A 20,154-nucleotide genomic window follows, 5' to 3' on the forward strand; every position below is an offset into this window, starting at 1 on the left:
GATGGCGGCGGGCGGACTGACCCTGGTGCACAGTCAACGGGCTGAGGATCTGCGCGAGCTTCTCCTGCGCCACTGCATCCAGCATCCGCTGCCGCTCCTGCGTAAGGAAACCATTCTGGTGCAGAGCAATGGTGTGGCGGAATGGTTGAAAATCGGTTTTGCCGAAAAAGGCATTGCAGCGGGTCTGGAATTTCTCCTTCCGGCGCAATTTTTGTGGCGCGCGTATCGAGGGGTTCTCGGGCGGAGCGCGGTACCGGAGAGCTCACCCCTCGATAAGGAGCGTCTGCGCTGGCACCTCTTTCGTCTGTTGGAACATCTGCCCGGTGCAGTCTATGCGCCGTTGCGGCAATTTTTGCGCGAGGATCCGCAGGGGCGACGACGCTTTCAGTTGGCTGAACGCATTGCCGATCTCTATGACCAGTATCAGGTCTATCGTGCGGATTGGCTGCTGGCCTGGGAAGAGGGGCGTGACACCCTACCCGGTTTGGATGGGCGAGAGGGCAGATTGCTACCGGTCGAACAACGCTGGCAAGCGCAGCTCTGGAGAACGGTACGTGCGGATTTGCGAGAGCTTGAGCCTTACGGAAGCTCGCGTGCCGAAATTCATCGCCAATTTCTCGATGCATTGCGCGGCGGCGCTTTCCCGCAAGTCTTACCGCCTCGTCTTCTGGTCTTTGGCATCTCGTCCTTACCGCAGCAGACCTTGATGGCATTGGCGGAACTCGCAAAACATCTACCAGTCCTCATCCTGGTGCAGGATCCCTCTTCTTACTATTGGGGGGACATTGTCAGTGGCTACGATCTGTTGCGCACCGAGGCGCGCGGACGAAAGCAGGCGCGACCGCAAGGGGATCCCACCGCCTTGCCGGAGCATGGTCATCCCTTGCTCGCCGCTTGGGGCAGGACGGGTCGGGATTATCTTGCCGCCTTGGAGAGTGCTGCAACAGAGAGGGATCAGGCGTATGCGTCACAACGTATTGAGCTGTTTACCCCTGGGGAGACGCGCACCTTGCTGCAGCAATTGCAGGACGACATCCTGCACCTGCGTCCCAGCAGCGAGAGTCGGGAAATTTGGCCAGCCGTGGATCTGGCGCGGGATTACTCCTTGCGCTTTCACGTGGCCCATGGCCCATTGCGGGAGTTAGAGATTCTGCAGGATCAGATTTTGGAGGCGTTGCGTCTCGACGAGAATCTCCGTCCCCGCGACATCCTGATCATGCTGCCTACCCTGGAAGGCTACGCAGCCCATATCGACGCAGTCTTCGGACGCTATCCGACGTCTGACCCGCGCTCGCTATCCTACCGGTTGGTAGATGCCCCAGTGCTGCAGGAAAATCCTTTGCTACGCGCCCTGGACGTGCTCCTGGCATTGCCGCAATCCCGCTTCCCGGCGAGTATGCTCTGGGATCTCCTCGATATTCCGGCGCTGCGGCGACGCTTCGGTATCCGCGCTGAAGACTTGCCGCTCTTGCAATCTTGGCTGCAGCAGGCTGGCGCCCGTTGGGGCCTGAGCAGCGGGCAGCGCCAGGAGCTTGGCCTGGTACGGGAAGAGTCTGCCTCCCACACCTGGGTTTTTGCCCTACAACGCCTGCTGCTCGGCTACGCCGTCGGCAATGGCGCTGCGTCCTGGGAGATCGAGCCCAGTTATTTGCCGCTGGATGGCGGGGTGCGACTGATGCCCTTCATCCAGTTGTTGCAATTCCTCGCCCAATGGCAAAAACGTTTGCGCGGGGTCAGGTCCGCAGCGGCCTGGAGAGGACTGTTGGGGCAACTGCTTGAAGATTTTTTCCTAACCCAGGATGACGGAGAGGAAGCGATCGTTCTGATGCTGCGCGAGGCTCTGCAACAATGGTCGGAAGAATGCGAAGCTGCAACACCGAGGGAAGCATTATCCCTGGATATTGTGGCGCAAGCCTGGCGGGGGGCGATCGAAATACAGACGCGGCAAAGTGCGGCGTTTTTTTCTGGCGGGCTCACCTTTGCCACCCTGATGCCGATGCGTGCGATTCCCTTCCGGCATATCTACCTGCTGGGGTTGAACGAGAAGGATTATCCCCGGCGGCAGATCGCACCAGAGTTTGATCTGCTGCGATCCGACTATCGTCCTGGCGACCGCTCACGGCGGGAGGATGATCGTTATCTCTTCCTTGAGGCTCTGCTTTCCGCGCGGGACTCCCTACAGATTTTCTGGAGTGGGCGCAGCCCACGGGATGACAGCGAGGAGCCACCCTCGGTTCTGGTGGCGCAGTTGCGCGATCATCTCAGCCGCGTGTGGGGTGGCGAGCAGGACGGTAGAGTTCTGCGCGGAGAGGCATTTCTTGCCGCATTGACAACAAATTATCCCCTTCAGGCGTTCAGTCGCCAATACGCCGCCGCTGGGGGCGCACACTTTACCTACGCGCGGGAGTGGTGGAGCAGGAGTACCGATGCGGCGCTACCCCTGGAGGAGGCTGCCATTTCTGCCGCGGATCCGCCCGTCCTGAGCCTGCTGGACCTGGCCAATTTTGGCAAGAATCCGGCGCGCTACTTTCTCCAGCAAGGGCTGGATATCCACTTTCCCAAGAGAGAACAGGTACTGGCAGAAGATCTGGAGCCCTTTGCCCTGGATGGTCTGCAAAGCTGGCGCCTGGGGGACGAACGTATTGCGGCGGCGCAGAGCGAGATATCCGCCGATCCCGAGCTTGCTCTACAGGCGCAGGCTCAGTGCCAGTTGCGCCGTGGGGAATTCCCGGCCGGTGACTGGGGACAACTCCTGTCCGAGGAATTGCAAGCAGGGCTAGAGCAACCTTTGGCGCAAATGCTGCTCCTGCGCCAACAGTATCCGGAAGAAATGACGCTTCTCGCCTTGGACCTTTCCTGGAAGGAAGGGCAGCTTTGGGGAGAAATCGGTGGCTTGCGACGCAACGCAGCAGGAGAGCACGCCTTGCTGCACTGGTCCGCCAGCAAGCTCGGTTCGAGTAAGGATCCGCGCCTGGAAATGATCTGGCCCTATTGGATCGAACACCTGGCCGTGCAGGCGCTGGGCTATCCCGCTCGCAGCTACCTGCTGGGCCGCGATCATTTGCACATTCTGGGAGGGCTGGAGAAGGAGGCAGCGGAGGCGTATCTGCGTTCCCTGTGCAATACGGCTTGGGCTGGGCGCCAGGTGCCCATCCCTTTACTCCTGTCCCCCCTCGCGGTTTGGCAGGAGGACGAGGAGACCGAGAATGGAGAAGGGCTTCACAAGACCTACGGGAAGCTCCAGGACAAGGACCTGTACCTGCAGCGGGTGTGGCCGGACTTTGCGACCCTGCTCGCCGAGCGTCGCGGTGAAATGCGCGCCCTGCGGGAGGATTTCGTTCTGCCCTTGCAGGATGCCTTACGGCGCGGCCAGGAGGGCGGCCAGTCATGACGATTTCGGCAACTGGCCTGGACATCCTGCGTTTTCCTCTGAGCCCAGGGCGACGCCTGATCGAGGCTAGCGCTGGTACGGGCAAGACCTACACCATTGCCGCCCTGTATCTCCGCCTGGTCCTCGGACATGGCGGTGATCGACCCTATCTACCGGAAGAAATCCTGGTCATGACCTTTACCAACGCCGCCACCATGGAGCTGCGCTCGCGCATTCGCCAGCGTCTGCAGGAGGCGGCAGCGTTTTTTGCACAGCACGACAACAGCTGCGAACCCTTTCTGCAGGATCTACGCGCTGCGTATCCCGAAACCGATTGGCTGCGGCTGGCGCGGCGCCTGGACTGGGCGGCCGCAGGTATGGATCAGGCGGCGATCTATACCATCCATGCCTGGGCACAGCGGGTGTTACAGGAGTATGCCTTTGCTGCGGGTGCGGATCTCGATCTGCAGCTCTTGCCCGATACCCAAGTAGCGGAGAGCGAGTGGGTGCACGATTATCTGCGTCTGCATCTCCATACCCTGCCCCGATCCGCACTGCTGGAGTTGCGGCGTTGGGGCGCGGATCTTCTCCTTCCCGAGCAGCTCCTGCGCGAAGTCCGTAGTTATGCCGACGAGGCTGGGAAGCTCGCCAAGAGCGAAGCGCCCGCGCAAATCCTCGCTGTGCTGCTGGAAAATGTCGCGGAGTCCCTGGCGCAGCGGCGCAGCGCCCTCGCGGCGCAAGTCGATTCCTTGCAGGATTGGCTGACCGGCCTATTGCAGCGGAAATTGATGCAGGGAAAAAAATTACAGGAGCGATGGGTTCGGTCCTGGTTGCAGAGCCTGCGCGAATGGGCGGACGGGGAGGATTTGCGGGGTCCAGACTGGACGAACGCTGCTTGGCACCGATTGAGCCTTGTCGGCATGGCAGAGGCGAGCCGCGCTGGGGAAGCGCTCTCCCATCCGGCATTGTTGTTGATTGAGGAGTTGCGGACCTACCTGGAGCAGGTACAGGAACAGCGTGAACATGCCCGCGCCGCGCTGCTCCAGCATGCCTTGCTTGACTTCAGTGCGCGCAAACAGAAACAGCGCGAGGAACGGGGAGAGTATGATTTTGCCGGTGTGCTGCGGCAACTGCAGGAAGTCCTCAAGAACGATTCGTCTGGTAACTTGGCAGCGCGACTGGCGGCCCAGTACCCTTTGGCCTTGGTCGATGAGTTTCAGGATACCGATCCAGTGCAGTATGCCATTCTCGAGGCAGTCTATGGAGGAGGGCAGGCGGGAACGGGCCTCCTCCTCATTGGGGATCCGAAGCAGGCCATTTATGCGTTCCGCGGCGCGGACCTGCCGACTTATCTACGGGCACAGCAGGATTGCGCCGGGGAAATCTATCGCCTCAGCCATAATTACCGCTCCAGCCGTGCCCTGATGCGGGCACTGAACCGATTCTTCGCTAGCATCGAGATGCAACGCCCCGCGGGCGTTTTCGGGCTGCGGACTCACGATCAGGATCCCATGCCCTATGTGCCGGTGGAGTCCGCAGGGCCGGAGGAGGAATTCTGTGTCGACAATGTGCCCCAGAAACCCCTGCACTTTGCCATACTGCCCGAGACGCATTGTGCGGGAAGCAAGGAGGAGTTCACCCGCGCCCTTGCCGATGCCTGCGCCGAACGTATTGTCGCACTCTTGCGCGGCGGAAGGGCCGGGAGCGTCGGCTTTTGCCGGAATGAGCAATTCCGTGCGGTCTCCTCGCGGGATATTGCGGTTTTGGTGAATAATGCCGAGGAAGCGAGAGTTTTGCGCGCTGCCCTCGGGCGCCGCGGGGTGGCCAGCACCTACCTGTCGGAGCGCCAGTCCGTCTACCAGACAGCAGAGGCGGCAGATCTGGAATTCTTGCTCCGCGCCTGCCTCAGCCCAGAAGATATGCAGGTTCTCGGCGCCGCTCTCGCAACGTCCCTGTTGCGATTGGATTGGGAGGAGCTCGCCGCCTTGCGCAGGGAAGAGCGCATCCGTGAACTGCGCCTCGAGCAATTTCAACAATACGGCCGAATCTGGCGCGAGCGCGGTGTCCTACCCATGCTCTTGCGGCTTGCCCAGGATTTTTCTTTGCCTGCGCGGCTGTTACAAGGCGATTTGCTGGGTGGTGAACGGATCCTGACCAATTTTCTACACCTGGCGGAATTGTTGCAAAAGGCCAGTCAAGCCTTGGAGGGCGAACATGCCTTGCTGCGCTATCTCGCGGAACAGCGTGAGATGGACGGTGAGACGAGCGATGAGCTGTTATTACGCCTGGAAAGTGACGCCGATCTAGTGCGCGTGGTGACCATCCACAAATCCAAGGGGCTGCAGTACCCCGTTGTCTTCCTCCCCTTTCTTCTCCATGCCCGCCTCCACAAAGGAACGGGTTTGCGCTTGGTGGAAGACGGAGATCGGCGTGCACTCCGGCCTGCCAGTTCGGAAAGCCAGGTCCAAGCGGAAAGAGAACGTTTGCAGGAGGATGTCCGGAAACTCTATGTCGCCCTGACGCGGGCCCAGTTTGCAGTCTGGGTAGGGGTCGGCAAACGCAAGGGCGCGGCGCAATCGGCCCTGGGTCATCTACTCTGCGCAGATCCGGTTGAGGCGGGTGATCTGCCCGCGGCCTTGCAGGAGAACTATGGCGCGGCCGCGGACATCACGTTGGAGCTCGTGGCGCTGCCGGCCAGAGCAACACTGCTGCCGTCGCAGACAGATCAGCGGGCGGCGCCGTTGTTGTGTCAGGCCCGAGCGCAGGAGAATGACTGGTGGATTGCCAGTTATTCTGCTCTCCACCGTGTTCATCAGGCCCTGGAAAGACTGGCAGAATCTGCGGATGACGCGGCAGTGCCGGAAGAAGGCCGCGCTGCCCAATATCTTGCCTTTGCGCCGGGGGCAGCTACCGGCATTTTGCTCCATGACCTGCTGCGCTGGATGGCGGAGTACGGTTTCGCTGATCTCGCCGCAGACCCGCAGCCATTGGCGCAGGAGCTGGAGCGTCGGAGCGGCGGTCAAATCTGGGCGGAACACCGCAGCGTCCTGCTGGACTGGTTGCTGGGCTGTATCTCCCTGCCGATGGCGTTACCCAATGGCGAGACCTGCCGCCTCCAGGATTTGCGAGACTATCTCGCCGAGTTCGAGTTTTGGCTGCCGGTACAGCAGGTGGAGAGCCAAGAGCTGGACCAGATCATCCAGACACATTTCTTCCCCGACCAGCCTCGGCCAGCCCTCGATCCACGGCATCTGGGAGGCATGCTGAAGGGGTTTATTGACCTCGTTTTCTTTTGGCGAGGGCGCTATTACCTGCTGGATTACAAGTCGAATTTTCTGGGGCACGGATTGTCTGCCTATGCCCCCGAGGCGCTACAGCATACGCTTCTGGCGCAACGCTATGACCTCCAGCTTGGTCTCTATCTGGTCGCGCTGCGCCGCTGGCTGCAGAGCCGCGCCGTGCAAGACGAGCCCGGCGGTGCTGTGGCGGTCTTTCTGCGTGGGATAGAGCAGGGTGCTTCTGCCGGTCTCCCAATGCAGCCAACCGCAGAATTTTATGCGGCCTGCGAGTCCATTTTTTGCCCAGCGGCGCCTACCCCATGAGACTCGGTCTCGACTGCAAGAACCCCAACACATTGCATGATGAGCTCACGCGCGCACTGTGCCGCGGAGTGGAGCGCGGCCTGCTGCGCCCCTGGGACGCACAACTCGCCCTGTTCTTCGCTCAACAGGCACCGGCCGCGCCTTGGGCGTCGCTCCTGGCAGCTGCTATGTGCAGCCAGGAGGCCGCGCGCGGGCAGGTCTACCTCGATCTTGACACCCTCGCGGAGTGCGATGATCCGTTGCTGGCGGAGTGGTCACGGCATTTTGCCCATTGGCACGCCTGGCCGCAGCAAGCGCCGGATCTCTTTGGCATAGGGGAAGGTGCCACGCCCCTGGTGGTGGCGGATGGCTGTCTCTATCTGCGCCGTTTTTGGCGCGATGAGCGATGCATCGCCGAGGGCATCGCGGCGCGCCTGACGCTGCTGCCCTTGCCGGCGGCGGATAAGGTCAGAGAACTGCTGGACCAGCTTTTCCCCGTTCGCCAGATTGCCCCGGACTGGCAGCGCATCGCCTGCACCTTGATGCTGCCACGTCGCTTTGGGGTGATCAGTGGTGGACCCGGAACCGGCAAGACCACCACTGTGCTGCGCCTCTTGCTCTTGCTGCAGGGCCTGGCCATGCAAGACGCCATTCCCGGGCAATGTGGCCCCCTGCGGGTCCGGCTCGCCGCTCCCACCGGCAAGGCCGCAGCACGGCTTGGTCAGAGCCTGCACCAGGCGCTGCAGCGGGAGGAAGCAAAAAAACTCTTGCCGAAGGAAGCGCTTCGCCAGATCCCGTCGGAGGTGGAAACCGTGCATCGACTGCTGGGCTTGCGCGACGATGGGAAAGCACGCTACCACCGCGCACGTCCGCTGGCGGTGGATGTCCTGGTCATCGATGAAGCCTCCATGCTCAGTCAGGAACTCATGGCGCGGGTCCTCGACGCCTTGCCACCAGCGGCGCGTCTGATCCTTCTGGGAGACAAGGACCAGCTTGCTTCGGTAGAGGCTGGCGCGGTCCTCGCCGAGCTCTGCGTGCAGGCAGAGGCAGCGCGCTACCGCGACGAGACACGAGCATGGATTGCCGCGACCTGCGCTTATGAGTTGCCGGCACCCGCTACGGTCGGTAGCGAGCGAGAGCAGTGCCTAGCCTTGTTGCGTCACAGTTATCGTTTTGGGGCTGAGAGCGGCATTGGTCGCCTGGCAGAAAAGATTCGTCAAGGCGACAGCGAAGGGTTGCCCGCGTTGTTCTCCGCAGCCGAGTCGGACCTCCGGAATTTTTCTCTGGAGGACCAGGAACGGCTCGATCAACTGCTCTTGCATGGCTGGCCGGGTGACCCCGAGGCACCAGGATACCTTTTCTATCTGCAGCAGTTGCGTGCCGGGCTGCGGCAAGGGCTCGATGCGGATCTCCTGGCACAGCAATCCCTGAGCGCCTTCGGCAACTTTCAGTTGCTTTGTGCCCGGCGTGAGGGGCCCTTGGGGGTGCAGGGGATGAATGAGCGAATCGTACGTTTGTTGCAGGCAAAAGCTGGCGTGCCGCGCGGACGAGAATGGTTTGCCGGACGGCCGGTCATGGTTACGCGCAACCTCTATTCATTGCAGCTCATGAACGGCGAGGTGGGCATGACACTACCGGTACGATTCCCAGATGGCCGGCTGGAATTACGAGTGGCCTTCAGCGGCTCCCGTGGCGAAGTCCGCTGGTTTTCACCCGCCCGCTTGCGCGACATCGAGACCGTCTTTGCCCTGACCGTGCATAAATCCCAGGGCTCCGAATATCAACATTGTGCCTTTCTGGCTGCTGCGGACGAAGCTGAAGTCTTGTATCGAGAATTACTCTACACTGCGGTAACCCGGGCGCGTTCACGTCTCAGTCTGATTGTCTCCGGAGAACTTACCCTCCTGGACGAGATGATTCGCCGGCCCTTGCGCCGCCAGCAGCGCATTTTCACCGAAGTGGAGGAGAAACGTCATGGATGAACGAAATAGTAGTATGCGTTTGGCGCAGATTTTGGGTGCTGCGGGCTTGCTTCCGCTGATTCTTGCCGATATCGGAGCCGTCCAGGGCTACGGGGTGCTCGCGGTCAGTCTTGGTAACATCTACGCAGCGATCATTCTCGGCTTTCTCGGAGCTATTCACTGGGGGCTGGCCCTGGATCGTGTCGATCATCCTGATCAGGCTGGTCCCATGTTACTCTGGAGTGTTATCCCGGCACTGTGGGGCTTTTTTGCACTCTGGTGGTCACCGTTTCTCGCCACCCTGTTGCTGATGCTGGGTTTCATCGGCCAATGGTTGGCGGATTTTCGCCTGCAGCGTCGCGGTATTTCCTGGCCGCGCTGGTTTTTTCCTCTGCGCGGTGCCCTGACTGCCGGTATCCTCATTTTGCTCGGAGTCTTGGCGGCGGAGATTTGGTTCGTCTTGGCTTAAGATCTGTCGCCCTATGGCGACAATGGCTATTCAGAGAGGGTCTCGTAACGCGCTGATTTGAATCATTGCAAGCATCTTATCTGGTGTTTGTCTGAGACTTTTTCGCACGTCTATCAGAAATTCGTCGAATTTAACGAAAATTCGCCGAGTTTGTCGGGAGATGGCGACGCATCCCCGCCTGCGTTTTGAGAGATATCAATTTAAACAATGCGTTATATGTTGGCATGCCCCTTGCTTTGTATGGAGCATGAGTACATTGTCCTTTTTTGTATCCCGCCAAGTTCTTTTTGGCTTAGCTTTGCTTGTCTTCGGTACTGCAGTTGCGCAGGCCGATGGCTTCGGCTTTGCGCAGGTGGAAGCCCGTGCACGTAGTCTTGCGCATGCGCCCTACGACGCCACGCCGCCGGCACTGCCTTCCTTTTTGAAAGACCTGGATCCAGCGCAGTATGCGCAGATTCAGGATATCCATCCGTATTGGTCCGACAGTGACAGTCCGTTCCAGGTGCAATTTTATGTGCCCGGTTCCTATTTCCCTCGGCCGGAAAAAATTTCCGTGGCAGATCAGGGCGCGGTGGCAGCCATTCCGTTCCAGTTACAGGACTTCAGCTTTGGTACTCTGCATCCGCAGGATTTGCCGCGCGATTTGGGTTACGCGGGCTTTCGCCTGTTGTACCCGTTGAATACCCCGCCCAATGACAACGAATTCATCTCCTTCCTGGGGGCGACGTATTTTCGTGCGGTGGGCAAGGATGCAATTTATGGCACCTCGGCACGGGGCATTGGCATCGATACCGCGCAGCCTTCGGGCGAGATCTTTCCGTATTACCGTCACATCTGGTTGGTAAAGCCAGCCCCCGGTGCAACCGACATGACCGTCTATGCCCTGATGGACAGTTCGGTGGTTACCGGTGCTTACCGCTTCATTATTCATCCTGGAACTGATTGCGTGGTGGATGTTCAGGCCACGATCTATTTGCGTAAGCCAGTTCAGGTCCTCGAGCTTGCACCCCTGACCAGCATGTTCTGGCATGGGCACGGGCGGGGAGTGCGGGCAGGGGATTGGCATCCGGCACAGCATGACTCCAGCGAGCTGGTTCTGGCCAATGGCAATGGCGAGTGGATCAGCCGCCCCCTGGACAATCCGCTGCAGATCCAGACCACCAGTTACGAGATGCAGCAACCGCAGGGCTTTGGTCTGATCCAGCAGCCGCGTGATTTTGCCGCTTATCAAGGAATCGAAACGCAGTATCAGCGCCGCCCTAGTGTGTGGGTGAGCCCGGTGGGAGACTGGGGCAAAGGACAGGTACGTCTGGTGGAGCTGCCCACCAATAATCCCGATATGGATAACATCGACGTGTTCTGGGTGCCAGCGACCCAGCCCCAACCCGGAACCGCCTACCATTACGCATATCAGGTGCGCTTTTTTAACCAGCAGCACGGCCTGATCCCTTTGGCACATCCCACCGCGACCTACCTCGGTTACGACGAAAAAGATCCGAAATGGCAACACGTAGTCGTTGATTTTTCGGGTGGGGCGCTCACCCGTCTGCCCGGAACTATGACTTTGCAGGCGCATTTTAGTGCAGCGGATGGAGCGCAAGTGCGCGATCAACACCTGGAATATTCCCAGGATGGGCATTTCTGGCGCCTGCTCGCTGAAGTTCAGACGGCACCCAATGTGCCGAGCAATTTGCGTGCTTTCCTTACCCTCAATGACCAGGTGATGACCGACACTTGGACTTTTCTCTTGCAACCCACCCAAGGAGGTCACTGATATGTACGTTGATCAATGGCAATCAGGTCCCGCCGTGGATTTTTCATCCACACCCGCGATCGATCCCATGGAGTCTGGGGATGTAGCCCTGCTGTCGCGCATGGACGCTTATCTCGCGCGGCTGCCCTTCGATGATGCGCAGCGGCTCTGGCTGCGCGCAGAGCTCGCGTTGCAGTTGCGCCAGTTACCGATGGACGACTCTGCCAACCGTAGTGCACGCGCTTTCGCTACCTTGCAGAACCGCATTGCGACGCTACATCGCGGCGACGAGTGGGAGGCGCGTTTGGCGTTGGTCATGCGTCCAATCCTACCGCTGGAGACGGAACAACCCAGTCGTTGGCTGCGTACCCAGCAGCTGCAGCCGCGCCGCAAAAGCATGGGTTCGGCGCCTATGCAACGATCATTGGGTGCCTTTCTGCAGCGGCAGACGCTGGCGCTGCGGAGCCTCTGGAACCGGGGATTGCGCCTCGTACCTTTTCTTGGGAATGCGCGATGAAAAGATATCCTCAGCGGACCTGGGAATTTCTCAGCCAAGGGCGTCGCCGCTGGTTAACCACGCTGATCGCCATTCCCGCAGCCGCATTGGGTATTCTGCTGCAGCATGAACTGTCCCTGTCGCAACCCATCTGGTTGGAAGTCCTGACGCTGGGCATTTTTGTTCTCCTCTTTGCGTGGATTTCCGCGGGATTCTGGACGGCATTGGTCGGCTTTCTGGTGTTGCTGCGCGGACGTGCTGGGGCCGCAAGCTTCGCGCCGGAGCATGCGCGGCAATTGCCCCGTCCCGAGGCGCGGGTCGCCATCATCATGCCCATCTACAACGAAGATGCCGCGCGCACCATTGCTGGCTTGCAGGCTTGCTATCGGTCGCTGCAACGGATCGGTAAACTGGAGCATTTTGATTTCTTTTTGCTCAGTGATAGCCGTAACCCGCAGTCCTGGGTCACCGAGGAGTTGGCTTGGGCCAGTCTTTGTGAGGAACTGAATGCCTTTGGGCGCATTCACTATCGCCGTCGTCCGATCAATAACCATGCAAAGAGTGGTAATGTTGCCGACTTTTGCCGGCGCTGGGGGCAACATTATGAGTATATGGTGGTGCTCGATGCCGACAGTGTGATGACGGGTGACACGCTCTATTCTCTCTTGGAGATCATGGAAGGAAACCCCCAGGTGGGTATCCTGCAAACACAGCCGATAGCGGTGAATCGCTCTACGCTGTACGCCCGCATCCAGCAATTTTCCCAACGTCTCTACGGTCCTCTTTTTAGCGCCGGATTGCGTTTCTGGCAGTTGGGTGATGGGCATTTCATCGGTCACAATGCCATGATTCGAATTGCACCTTTCACCGAACACTGCGCCCTGCCGATCTTGCCGGGTCGTGCGCCCTTGGGGGGGCAGTTTCTGAGTCATGATTTTGTCGAAGCGGCGCTGATGGCGCGTGCCGGATGGGAGGTTTGGTTTCTTCCGGAGCTGGGAGGTAGCTGGGAGGAATCGCCGCCCACATTGATTGATGATCTCAAGCGTGATCGGCGCTGGGCGCTGGGCAATCTGCAACACCTGCGCCTGTTGGCAGCGGATGGTCTGCGTTCCGCCCATCGCTTCCTATTCATCAACGGCGCGATGTCCTTTCTCGCCGCACCCCTCTGGGGCATCTTTCTCATCCTTGGAGCAATATCTGGCCTCTTGTTCTGGGAGGATGGCGGTTCCAGTAGCTCAGAGAGTCTGTTCCATTATGGTATGGACAATCCACTACCGATCTGGCTTTTTCTGGTCACCCTGACCTTTTTGTTGGGGCCAAAGTTGCTAGCAGTGCTCTGGGTGCATTGGTCGCGGCAGGCAAAATACTATGGTGGCACAATCGCTCTCTTGCTCGGGGTGTTTCTCGAAAGCATTGTAGCAATCATCCTTGCCCCCGTGCGTATGGTGTTCCATAGTCTATTCGTGATTCAGACGCTGGCGGGTCGGGGGGTGAAATGGGGGGCGCAAGTGCGTGCAGACCAAGAGACCCCCTGGTCGGTCGCAGTGCGGAATTTTGGCCTGTTGAGTGCCGTTGGCTTACTGTTTTTGTTTGGCGCGCAGTCGGTCCTGGGTTTCTGGCATTTTGCCTGGCTGATTCCGATTTTTCTGGGCCTAGCTCTGTCGGTGCCCATTGCGGTGTTCAGCAGTCGCAGCTCCTGGGGCTTGTGGGCCAGACGTCATCGTCTCTTTCTCATCCCGGAAGAGATACAAGTGCCGCGTGAACTGCGCGAGCTTAGCCCGGAGTATGTCGATTTTCTGCCGCAGTTGCAGGGGGATGCGTTTGTTGCGACGGTTGTTGATCCCCGCTTCAATGCCGTTCACGCTGCCTTACAGCGCGATCGTAGCGGTCTATGGGGGGTAACCGCGGCACTTTGCAACAAGGCGCTGACTCTTGGGCCGAGCGAACTCAATCAGCGTGAGAGGAATATCCTGCTCAGTGATCGGCAGGCGATGTTGACCTTGCACCGTGCGGTTTGGTCGCAGCATGAGCCAGAGAAGTTGGCGGCCTGGGGTTTGCTCTAGTATCTTTGTTCCATGGCAGACGATCATGTGGATTTGATGGCGATGGCGGGCTTGCGTGACGAGATGGAGTCGTTGCGCAAGTCGGCGCAGGATGGCGATCCCGTAGCGCAGTTCAATATGGGAGTGCGCTATACCCAGGGGCAGGGCGTGCCGCAGGATTTCCTCGAAGCCGCCCGCTGGTATAGCGCAGCCGCGGATCAGGGGGATGCCCCGGCGCAATTCAATCTCGGCTTGCTGTTTTATCAGGGGCAGGGAGTGGAGCGAAACCTGACCTATGCCTATGAATTGTTCCGCCTTGCTGCCCTGCAAGGGGATGCTCGCGCCCATGCCGGCCTCAATGCGGTAATCCTGGAACTGGACGAAGAAACGCGAGGGCGCTTGCTACAAGAGTTTCCTCTGCCCGCCGCGCACTGACGCAGGGGAAATAGTGACTACCCCTATCTTGCGGTAGGACGACGTTTGCGTACGTCGGATAACTGCCCTGCGCGCCCGCCGCCAATGTAATCCGGCACGATACTCTCCACGGCTGTTGCCTCGATACCAAAGGCATGCAGCAGGTCATTCTGTTGACAAACATTGTCAACCGAAAGCGACAGGAGGTTATCGCGGGTGATGATCTTTCCCGGCAGCCGCTCAAAAACCATCGCCTGAATCGTCGCGAGCAAGTCACAAAGGGGAATGATCGCCTGATGCTTGCCGATCAGGCTCTGGGTATAGCGCAAAATCTCTGCCAAGGTGTAGACCTTGGGTCCGCAAAGATCGTAAGACTTGCCGTAGGTCTTGGGATCATCCATGGCTTGTACAAAGGCGCTGACCACATCTTCTACCCAAACCGGCTGCAGTTTGGCTTGCGCCTTTGCCAGAGGAATGAAAAAGGGAACAGAGCGCAGCAGCTGAGCAAACTGGTTGAAGAAACTGTCTCCATCACCAAAGATTACCGAGGGCCGGAAGCTGGTCACGTGTAAACCACGTCCCCAGAGCAGCTTGGGCCCATTGAGATAGGTGAAGTACCCAAGTGCGGCACTGTTTTCTCCAGATTGGCGGACGATTTCTTCGCCAATACCCTTCGAACGCAAATAGGCGCTGGGGGCAACAGGATTCGCACCCAGAGCACTCATGTGCAGAAGCCGCGGTACGCCGACCCGAGCACAGGTGTTGGCGACCAAGCGCGGTAGTTCGATGTGATTCTTTTCGAAATCTCCGTGTCGTTCTGGCGGAAGGTCATTCCGCCCCGGACGGCGTTCGTGCAGAATCCCGACCAAATTGATGACGACATCCTGATTTTTGAGTTGGCGTTCCAGCTCGATCGGATCGTGCACGTTTGTCTGCACCAATTCCAATCCTGGCAGCACCAGCAGCTTTTCCCGATGACGCTCGCGATTGCGGGTCAGGATTCGGACTTGTTGCCCCTCTTTGCAGAGACGCTCTGCCAGATGTCTGCCGACAAAACCCGATCCACCCAGGATGACAATGCGTTTGGACATAAAGACGCTCCTGCATTCAAAATTTCTCAACTGAGAATAGCATGAACCTTCGATGCCGTATTATCGTAGCTATTTATGCGCGGATTAGGAGAAAGTCGATGCGGGATACCGAAACGAGGAAGGGACACGGGACGCTGTGGGCGGCGATCGGTGCGATCCTTTGTTCCTTGACCGTAGTTCTGGCGGCGGCTGGTGATCATCTGGTAGCAGGTGATGTCGGTCATCGCGCCATGCGGGTATATGACATTGCCAACCGCTTTCAGTTTTATCAGGGGATTGGTCTGATCTTGCTGGGGCTGGCCATTGCTCAGTGGGGACAGCGACGCAGTTGGACCTGGGCGGGTATCCTGATGCTGCTCGGGGTCTTTTGTTTCAGTGGTGGCTTGTATCTGGTGGCCCTGCTCGGTCAGACCTGGACCTTTCTGGCACCCATCGGCGGTATGGCGATGATTTTTTCCTGGCTGGTTTTCGCTTTTGGTTTTTGGCGGCGTAACTCAGGCTAAGGGCGGGGTCCAGATGCCATCCCAGACCTGTTGTGCCTTGAGACCCAGGCGTTGCGCTAGACCAGTGCGAGTACTGAACTGCAGGGCCAGCACCTTTTGCGTTTCCGCCGCACGCTGAATCCAGGCATCGCTGGTCGCCAGCTCATCCACTAGCCCGAGTTCCAGAGCACGCTCCCCGAGCCATGCCTCTCCCGTGGCAACCGTTTCCACATCCAACTGTGGGCGATAGCGGCCGATCAGGTCGCGAAATTGTGCATGAATCTCGCCCAGTTCCTCGCGGAGTTTGTTCCGTCCCGCATCGGTATTCTCGCCAAAGAGGGTGACGGTACGCTTGTATTTCCCAGCTGTGAATTGCTCGAAGTCGACGTTGTGTTCCTGAAGCCAGCGATGAAAATTGGGTACCTGGGCGATTACGCCAATGGATCCAACTAAGGCAAAGGGGCTGGCGACGATATGCTCCGCAACGGCGGCCATCATGTAGCCGCCACTGGCCGCGACACTGTCGACCAATACCGTCAATTTCATGCCCGCCTCGCGCAGGCGCAGCAACTGAGCGGCGGCTAGTCCGTAAGTGTTGACCATCCCACCACCACTCTCCAAGCGCACGCAGACCTGATCCTTTTCCTGTCGTGCCGCGAGCAGGACATCGATCTCCTGGCGCAAGGTCTCCACGGCTGATGCACGCAAATCGCCTTTGAAGTCGATGACGTAGAGACAACCCTGCTGGTCTTCCTTGTCGCGCTGCTGGCGGGCCTTTTGGCGCTGCTTGCACAGTGCCTTGGCCTGCTTTTTCGGTAAGCGCTGACGTAATAACTGTACCGCTCGCTCTTCTAATCGTTGCCCGAGATCGATGATTTGCAGGCTAGGCCCTTTACCGCGTTTCCGACCCCACGGTGACCAGGCGAGGAACAAGAGGCTGGCAACAACGATTGTCGCGGTTTCGGCGAGAAAGAGGAGGTAGGCGAGGAGCATGCGCAGGTTCCATCTTGCAAGGCTTAGGGGCAGCGTCTACCATCAATCGATGGATTGCAAAGGGTGCGCGCCGCGATGATTCACGTCAAGTTCTTTGCCAGTGTGCGAGAGCGCCTGGGACGCTCGAGCATGGAGATCGATCCGCCTGCGCATCCTTGCAGTGTTGCAGATATTCTTGCGCGCGTTGAGGAAACTGCTGAAGTGTCCCTTGCCGGTACGCACCTGTTGGCTGCCCGTAATCAGAGCCATGTTCCCTTGGGTGAGACGGTGCGGGATGGTGACGAAATCGCTTTTTTCCCGCCGGTAACGGGGGGCTGAGTGCGCGTCCAGGTGCAGCAGGAGGCATTTGATCAGGGGGCGGAGATTGCTGCGCAGTCCCATCCTGAGGCTGGGGCTGTGGTAAGTTTTCTGGGCACGGTGCGTGACTACAGCGATGCTGCGGATATCCTGGCGATGGAGATTGAGCATTACCCGGGGATGACCGAGCGCGAACTGGAGCGCGTGGCGCAAGAGGCGCATCGACGCTTCTCTATTCTCGACAGCCTGATCATTCATCGCTATGGGCGCCTCGTTCCGCAGGATCCGATTGTCCTCGTGGTGGTCTGGTCTCTGCATCGCGCTGCGGCGTTTGATGCCTGCCGCTATTTGATTGACGTGCTCAAGACTTCAGCACCATTCTGGAAGAAGGAAATTACCCCGGCGGGTGCACGCTGGGTAACGGATTGTCCCGGATGTCGGGCCGGTACCCAGCATGGTCACGTACATCCCGATGTCCTAGAGGAGCTCTGATTTGCCGAGTTTTGATGTAGTCTCAGAAATTGATTTGCAGGAAGTCGACAATGCCTTGCATACCACGAGCAAGGAGATCGGTAACCGCTATGACTTCAAAGGCAGCAAGGCGAGTATCGAACGGAAGGATCATGAGTTGGTGCTGCTGGCGGAAGACGAGTACAAGCTTGGACAGATGATGGATTTGCTTTCCCAGCGTCTGGTCAAGCGTGGGGTGGATCTCAAGGCGCTGGAACTCGGTAAGGTGAATGACGCAGCCGGCGGTATGCAGCGCCAAGTCTGTACGCTCAAGGCTGGGATCAGCGCTGACCTGGGGAAAAAGATGATCAAGATCTTCAAGGACGGAAAACTCAAGGTGCAAGCCAGTATGCAGGGCGAACAGCTGCGCGTGACGGGAAAGAGTCGCGATGAATTACAGACGGCAATCGCGGCCCTGCGTGCGGGAGAATTTGACCTGCCGCTGCAATTCAATAATTTTCGAGACTGAGGGCATGGACGGCAACGCCTCGTCCTTGCGGTCCTTTGTACGCGCGCACTACCAGGGGGCGATCGCGGTCCTGGCGCCGGATGGTATGCCCTACAGCGCGGTGGTCCACTACGCATGTGATCACTCCGGCGTGCCCTATTTTCTCTTTTCCAATCTTGCGGTGCATCAGCAGTATCTGCATCGAGATCCTCGTGCGTCGCTGTTGATCTGGGAGCCTGGCGATGACCTCATGGCCTTGTCGCGTCTCGCCTTGCAGGGAGAGATCCGACGTGTGCATCCGGACCCGGCACTCGAGGGGCGTCTGCTTTGTCTGCTGCCCGGAGCCGATGGCTATCGTGATATGCCGGATTTCCACTTTTATCGCTTGGAAATCCAGAAAATCCGCTGGATCGCCGGTTTTGGCAGCATGGGATGGACGGAGGGCGAAGGAGAATTTTGCCTGTCGGGTGATCTTCGTCCGTTGGAGCTCGATGAAGCGGCGGCAGTGGCACACATGAATGCCGATCATGGCGGAAATCTGCGTGACTACTGGCGCCATTTTGGCGGCGAGGAGCCGATGGAGCACGTACGTATGCTGGCCCTCGATGCCGAGGGTATGGATCTGCAATCGGGCAGCAAGCGCCTGCGCGTAGCCTTCCCGGAAACGATTGCGGAAGCACGGGGATGGAGAAAAATGCTGGTGGAGATGGCGCAGCGTGCGCGTGAGGGAGAAGGGTGAACGCAGACCTACAACACACGGCATTGCATACCTGGCACCTGGCCCACGGCGCGAAGATGTCCCCTTTTGCCGGCTGGGACATGCCCCTGCACTATGGCTCGCAGCTGCGGGAGCATGAGGCGGTACGCACAGCCGCTGGGCTTTTTGATGTCTCACACATGCGCCCGCTGGACCTGCAGGGTCCAGATGCCCGTGCCCTGTTGCGTTTGGCCTTAGCCAACGATGTGGCGCGCCTCGACCGCGAGCCCGGCCGGGCACTTTATTCCTGCATGTTGCGCGGCGATGGCGGGATCCTCGACGACCTCATCGTCTATTTTCTTGGTGACGATCGCTACCGCATCGTCCTCAACGCCGCGGGGGTGCAGGCGGACCGCGCGTATTTACAGGATCTGGCAGCTACCCACGGGTTGACGGTGACCTTCCAGCCGCGCGACGACTGGGGCATTCTTGCCTGTCAGGGACCGGAGGCCGTGGCCAAGGTCGCCCGGGTTCTGGCACTGCCAGAGCTGCCGGCCTTGAAGGGGTTTCGTTCGTTGGCGGTAAATGCCGATCTCTTCGTCGCCCGAACCGGCTACACCGGCGAGGATGGGGTAGAGATTCTGGCCGCCAACGGGGAGCTCGCCGCCATTGCCGACGCTTTATTGGACGTGGGTGTCGTACCCGCCGGTTTGGCTGCACGGGACAGTCTGCGCCTGGAGGCTGGACTCAATCTCTATGGGCAGGATATGACGGTCGCGGATAGCCCAGACCGCAGTCATTTGGGCTGGACGGTCGATCTACGGGATCCCGAGCGCCAATTCGTGGGTCGGCCGGCGATCGAGAGCGAGAGAGCAGGGGGCCCGGTACAGCAACTCTGGGGCCTGTTACTGCCGCGCGAAGCCATTCCCCGTTCCGGGTACACTGTCACCCTGGCGAACGGGCAATCGGTTGGCGTTGTGACCAGTGGTTCCTTTTCCCCCAGTTTGGGCTTGGGTATCGCTCTGGCCCGTCTGGATGCTGATATCCTTCCAGCCAACGCAGTATTTTTGCAGGTGCGCCAACGTGCGGTCCCGGCGCGTCTGGTTGAGCCCCCATTCTGGCGTCATGGTCACGCCGTCCATTCCGTAGAGGAGATCCTTCCCCAATGAGTCATGTTCCCGCCCAACTTCGCTACAGCCACACCCACGAGTGGGTTGCGCAAATCGCTCCTGGGCATTTTCGCATTGGCATTACTGATCACGCGCAGGAGTTGCTGGGCGATGTGGTCTTCGTGGAGCTGCCAATGCTGGAGCAAGAGGTCCAGGCCGATGCAGCCTGCGGTGTTATTGAGTCGGTCAAGGCGGCGTCAGACCTCTATACCCCGCTAACGGGGAAGATCCTCGCCAGCAATGCGGAACTTGTCGACAACCCCCAATGGCTGAATGAAGATCCCTACGAGAAAGGCTGGATCTTCGAGATTCAGGCGGCCGACGCCGACTTTACTCAGCTCATGGATGCTTCTGCCTATCAGCACAGTCTAGGGGACTGAG

General features: G+C 59.2%; 17 protein-coding genes. 15 read left to right on the top strand and 2 right to left on the bottom strand.

Features of this window, described 5'->3' with window-relative positions; translation table 11 throughout:
* Nucleotide 1: 1 nt before the first annotated feature.
* From recC to M5D89_RS07475, 8 genes are all read left to right on the top strand, one after another.
* A complete protein-coding gene (gene recC, locus M5D89_RS07440; RefSeq protein WP_248885196.1) occupies nucleotides 2–3,391 on the top strand; it encodes an exodeoxyribonuclease V subunit gamma in 3,390 nt (1,129 codons plus the stop codon).
* Nucleotides 3,388–6,972, top strand: coding sequence for an exodeoxyribonuclease V subunit beta (gene recB, locus M5D89_RS07445; RefSeq protein ID WP_248885197.1), 3,585 nt, complete (start codon nucleotides 3,388–3,390; stop codon nucleotides 6,970–6,972). Before recC ends, recB begins: the two co-directional genes overlap by 4 nt.
* Nucleotides 6,969–8,933, top strand: a complete 1,965-nt coding sequence (recD, locus tag M5D89_RS07450) for an exodeoxyribonuclease V subunit alpha (protein WP_248885198.1) — start codon at nucleotides 6,969–6,971, stop codon at nucleotides 8,931–8,933. Before recB ends, recD begins: the two co-directional genes overlap by 4 nt.
* A complete protein-coding gene (locus M5D89_RS07455; protein WP_248885199.1) occupies nucleotides 8,926–9,381 on the top strand; it encodes a DUF3429 domain-containing protein in 456 nt (151 codons plus the stop codon). Before recD ends, M5D89_RS07455 begins: the two co-directional genes overlap by 8 nt.
* A 247-nt stretch (nucleotides 9,382–9,628) precedes the next feature.
* Nucleotides 9,629–11,155 carry an OpgD/OpgG family glucan biosynthesis protein gene (locus M5D89_RS07460; RefSeq protein WP_248885200.1) on the top strand — a complete coding sequence of 509 codons (1,527 nt, stop codon included), beginning with the start codon at nucleotides 9,629–9,631 and terminating at the stop codon, nucleotides 11,153–11,155.
* A gap of 1 nt (nucleotide 11,156) precedes the next feature.
* Nucleotides 11,157–11,651, top strand: a complete 495-nt coding sequence (locus tag M5D89_RS07465) for a hypothetical protein (RefSeq protein ID WP_248885201.1) — start codon at nucleotides 11,157–11,159, stop codon at nucleotides 11,649–11,651.
* Nucleotides 11,648–13,693, top strand: a complete 2,046-nt coding sequence (mdoH, locus tag M5D89_RS07470) for a glucans biosynthesis glucosyltransferase MdoH (RefSeq protein ID WP_248885202.1) — start codon at nucleotides 11,648–11,650, stop codon at nucleotides 13,691–13,693. The genes M5D89_RS07465 and mdoH overlap by 4 nt, the downstream gene beginning before the upstream one ends.
* 12 nt (nucleotides 13,694–13,705) lie before the next feature.
* The gene (locus M5D89_RS07475; protein ID WP_248885203.1) at nucleotides 13,706–14,107 is read left to right on the top strand and encodes a tetratricopeptide repeat protein; all 402 of its coding nucleotides are present in this window, start codon (nucleotides 13,706–13,708) and stop codon (nucleotides 14,105–14,107) included.
* A gap of 23 nt (nucleotides 14,108–14,130) precedes the next feature.
* Here the strand turns inward: M5D89_RS07475 and M5D89_RS07480 are convergent, their stop codons facing one another.
* Nucleotides 14,131–15,177: a complex I NDUFA9 subunit family protein gene (locus tag M5D89_RS07480; RefSeq protein ID WP_248885204.1), complete on the bottom strand. Its 1,047-nt coding sequence runs from the start codon at nucleotides 15,175–15,177 to the stop codon at nucleotides 14,131–14,133.
* Between the two features lie 98 nt (nucleotides 15,178–15,275).
* On the opposite strand from M5D89_RS07480, the gene M5D89_RS07485 reads away from it, so the two are divergent.
* Nucleotides 15,276–15,680 carry a DUF423 domain-containing protein gene (locus M5D89_RS07485; protein ID WP_248885205.1) on the top strand — a complete coding sequence of 135 codons (405 nt, stop codon included), beginning with the start codon at nucleotides 15,276–15,278 and terminating at the stop codon, nucleotides 15,678–15,680.
* On the opposite strand, the gene sohB is transcribed toward M5D89_RS07485, so the two are convergent.
* Nucleotides 15,672–16,652, bottom strand: coding sequence for a protease SohB (sohB, locus tag M5D89_RS07490; protein WP_248885206.1), 981 nt, complete (start codon nucleotides 16,650–16,652; stop codon nucleotides 15,672–15,674). The genes M5D89_RS07485 and sohB overlap by 9 nt on opposite strands.
* A gap of 75 nt (nucleotides 16,653–16,727) precedes the next feature.
* On the opposite strand from sohB, the gene M5D89_RS07495 reads away from it, so the two are divergent.
* The 6 genes from M5D89_RS07495 to gcvH are packed head-to-tail and all read left to right on the top strand — an operon-like array spanning nucleotide 16,728 to nucleotide 20,153.
* The gene (locus M5D89_RS07495) at nucleotides 16,728–16,970 is read left to right on the top strand and encodes a MoaD/ThiS family protein (protein WP_248885207.1); all 243 of its coding nucleotides are present in this window, start codon (nucleotides 16,728–16,730) and stop codon (nucleotides 16,968–16,970) included.
* The gene (locus M5D89_RS07500; protein ID WP_248885208.1) at nucleotides 16,971–17,441 is read left to right on the top strand and encodes a molybdenum cofactor biosynthesis protein MoaE; all 471 of its coding nucleotides are present in this window, start codon (nucleotides 16,971–16,973) and stop codon (nucleotides 17,439–17,441) included.
* A 1-nt stretch (nucleotide 17,442) separates the two neighbouring features.
* Nucleotides 17,443–17,928: a YajQ family cyclic di-GMP-binding protein gene (locus M5D89_RS07505; RefSeq protein ID WP_248885209.1), complete on the top strand. Its 486-nt coding sequence runs from the start codon at nucleotides 17,443–17,445 to the stop codon at nucleotides 17,926–17,928.
* A 4-nt stretch (nucleotides 17,929–17,932) separates the two neighbouring features.
* On the top strand, nucleotides 17,933–18,646 hold the full coding sequence (locus M5D89_RS07510) for a HugZ family pyridoxamine 5'-phosphate oxidase (RefSeq protein WP_248885210.1): 714 nt from the start codon (nucleotides 17,933–17,935) through the stop codon (nucleotides 18,644–18,646).
* Complete coding sequence (gene gcvT, locus M5D89_RS07515; RefSeq protein ID WP_248885211.1) at nucleotides 18,643–19,773, top strand: glycine cleavage system aminomethyltransferase GcvT; 1,131 nt, start codon at nucleotides 18,643–18,645, stop codon at nucleotides 19,771–19,773. Before M5D89_RS07510 ends, gcvT begins: the two co-directional genes overlap by 4 nt.
* Nucleotides 19,770–20,153: a glycine cleavage system protein GcvH gene (gcvH, locus tag M5D89_RS07520; RefSeq protein WP_248885212.1), complete on the top strand. Its 384-nt coding sequence runs from the start codon at nucleotides 19,770–19,772 to the stop codon at nucleotides 20,151–20,153. Before gcvT ends, gcvH begins: the two co-directional genes overlap by 4 nt.
* The last annotated feature ends 1 nt before the right edge of the window (nucleotide 20,154 follow it).

Origin of the sequence: Acidithiobacillus acidisediminis, assembly GCF_023277115.1 — a bacterium.
Classification (GTDB): domain Bacteria; phylum Pseudomonadota; class Gammaproteobacteria; order Acidithiobacillales; family Acidithiobacillaceae; genus Igneacidithiobacillus; species Igneacidithiobacillus acidisediminis.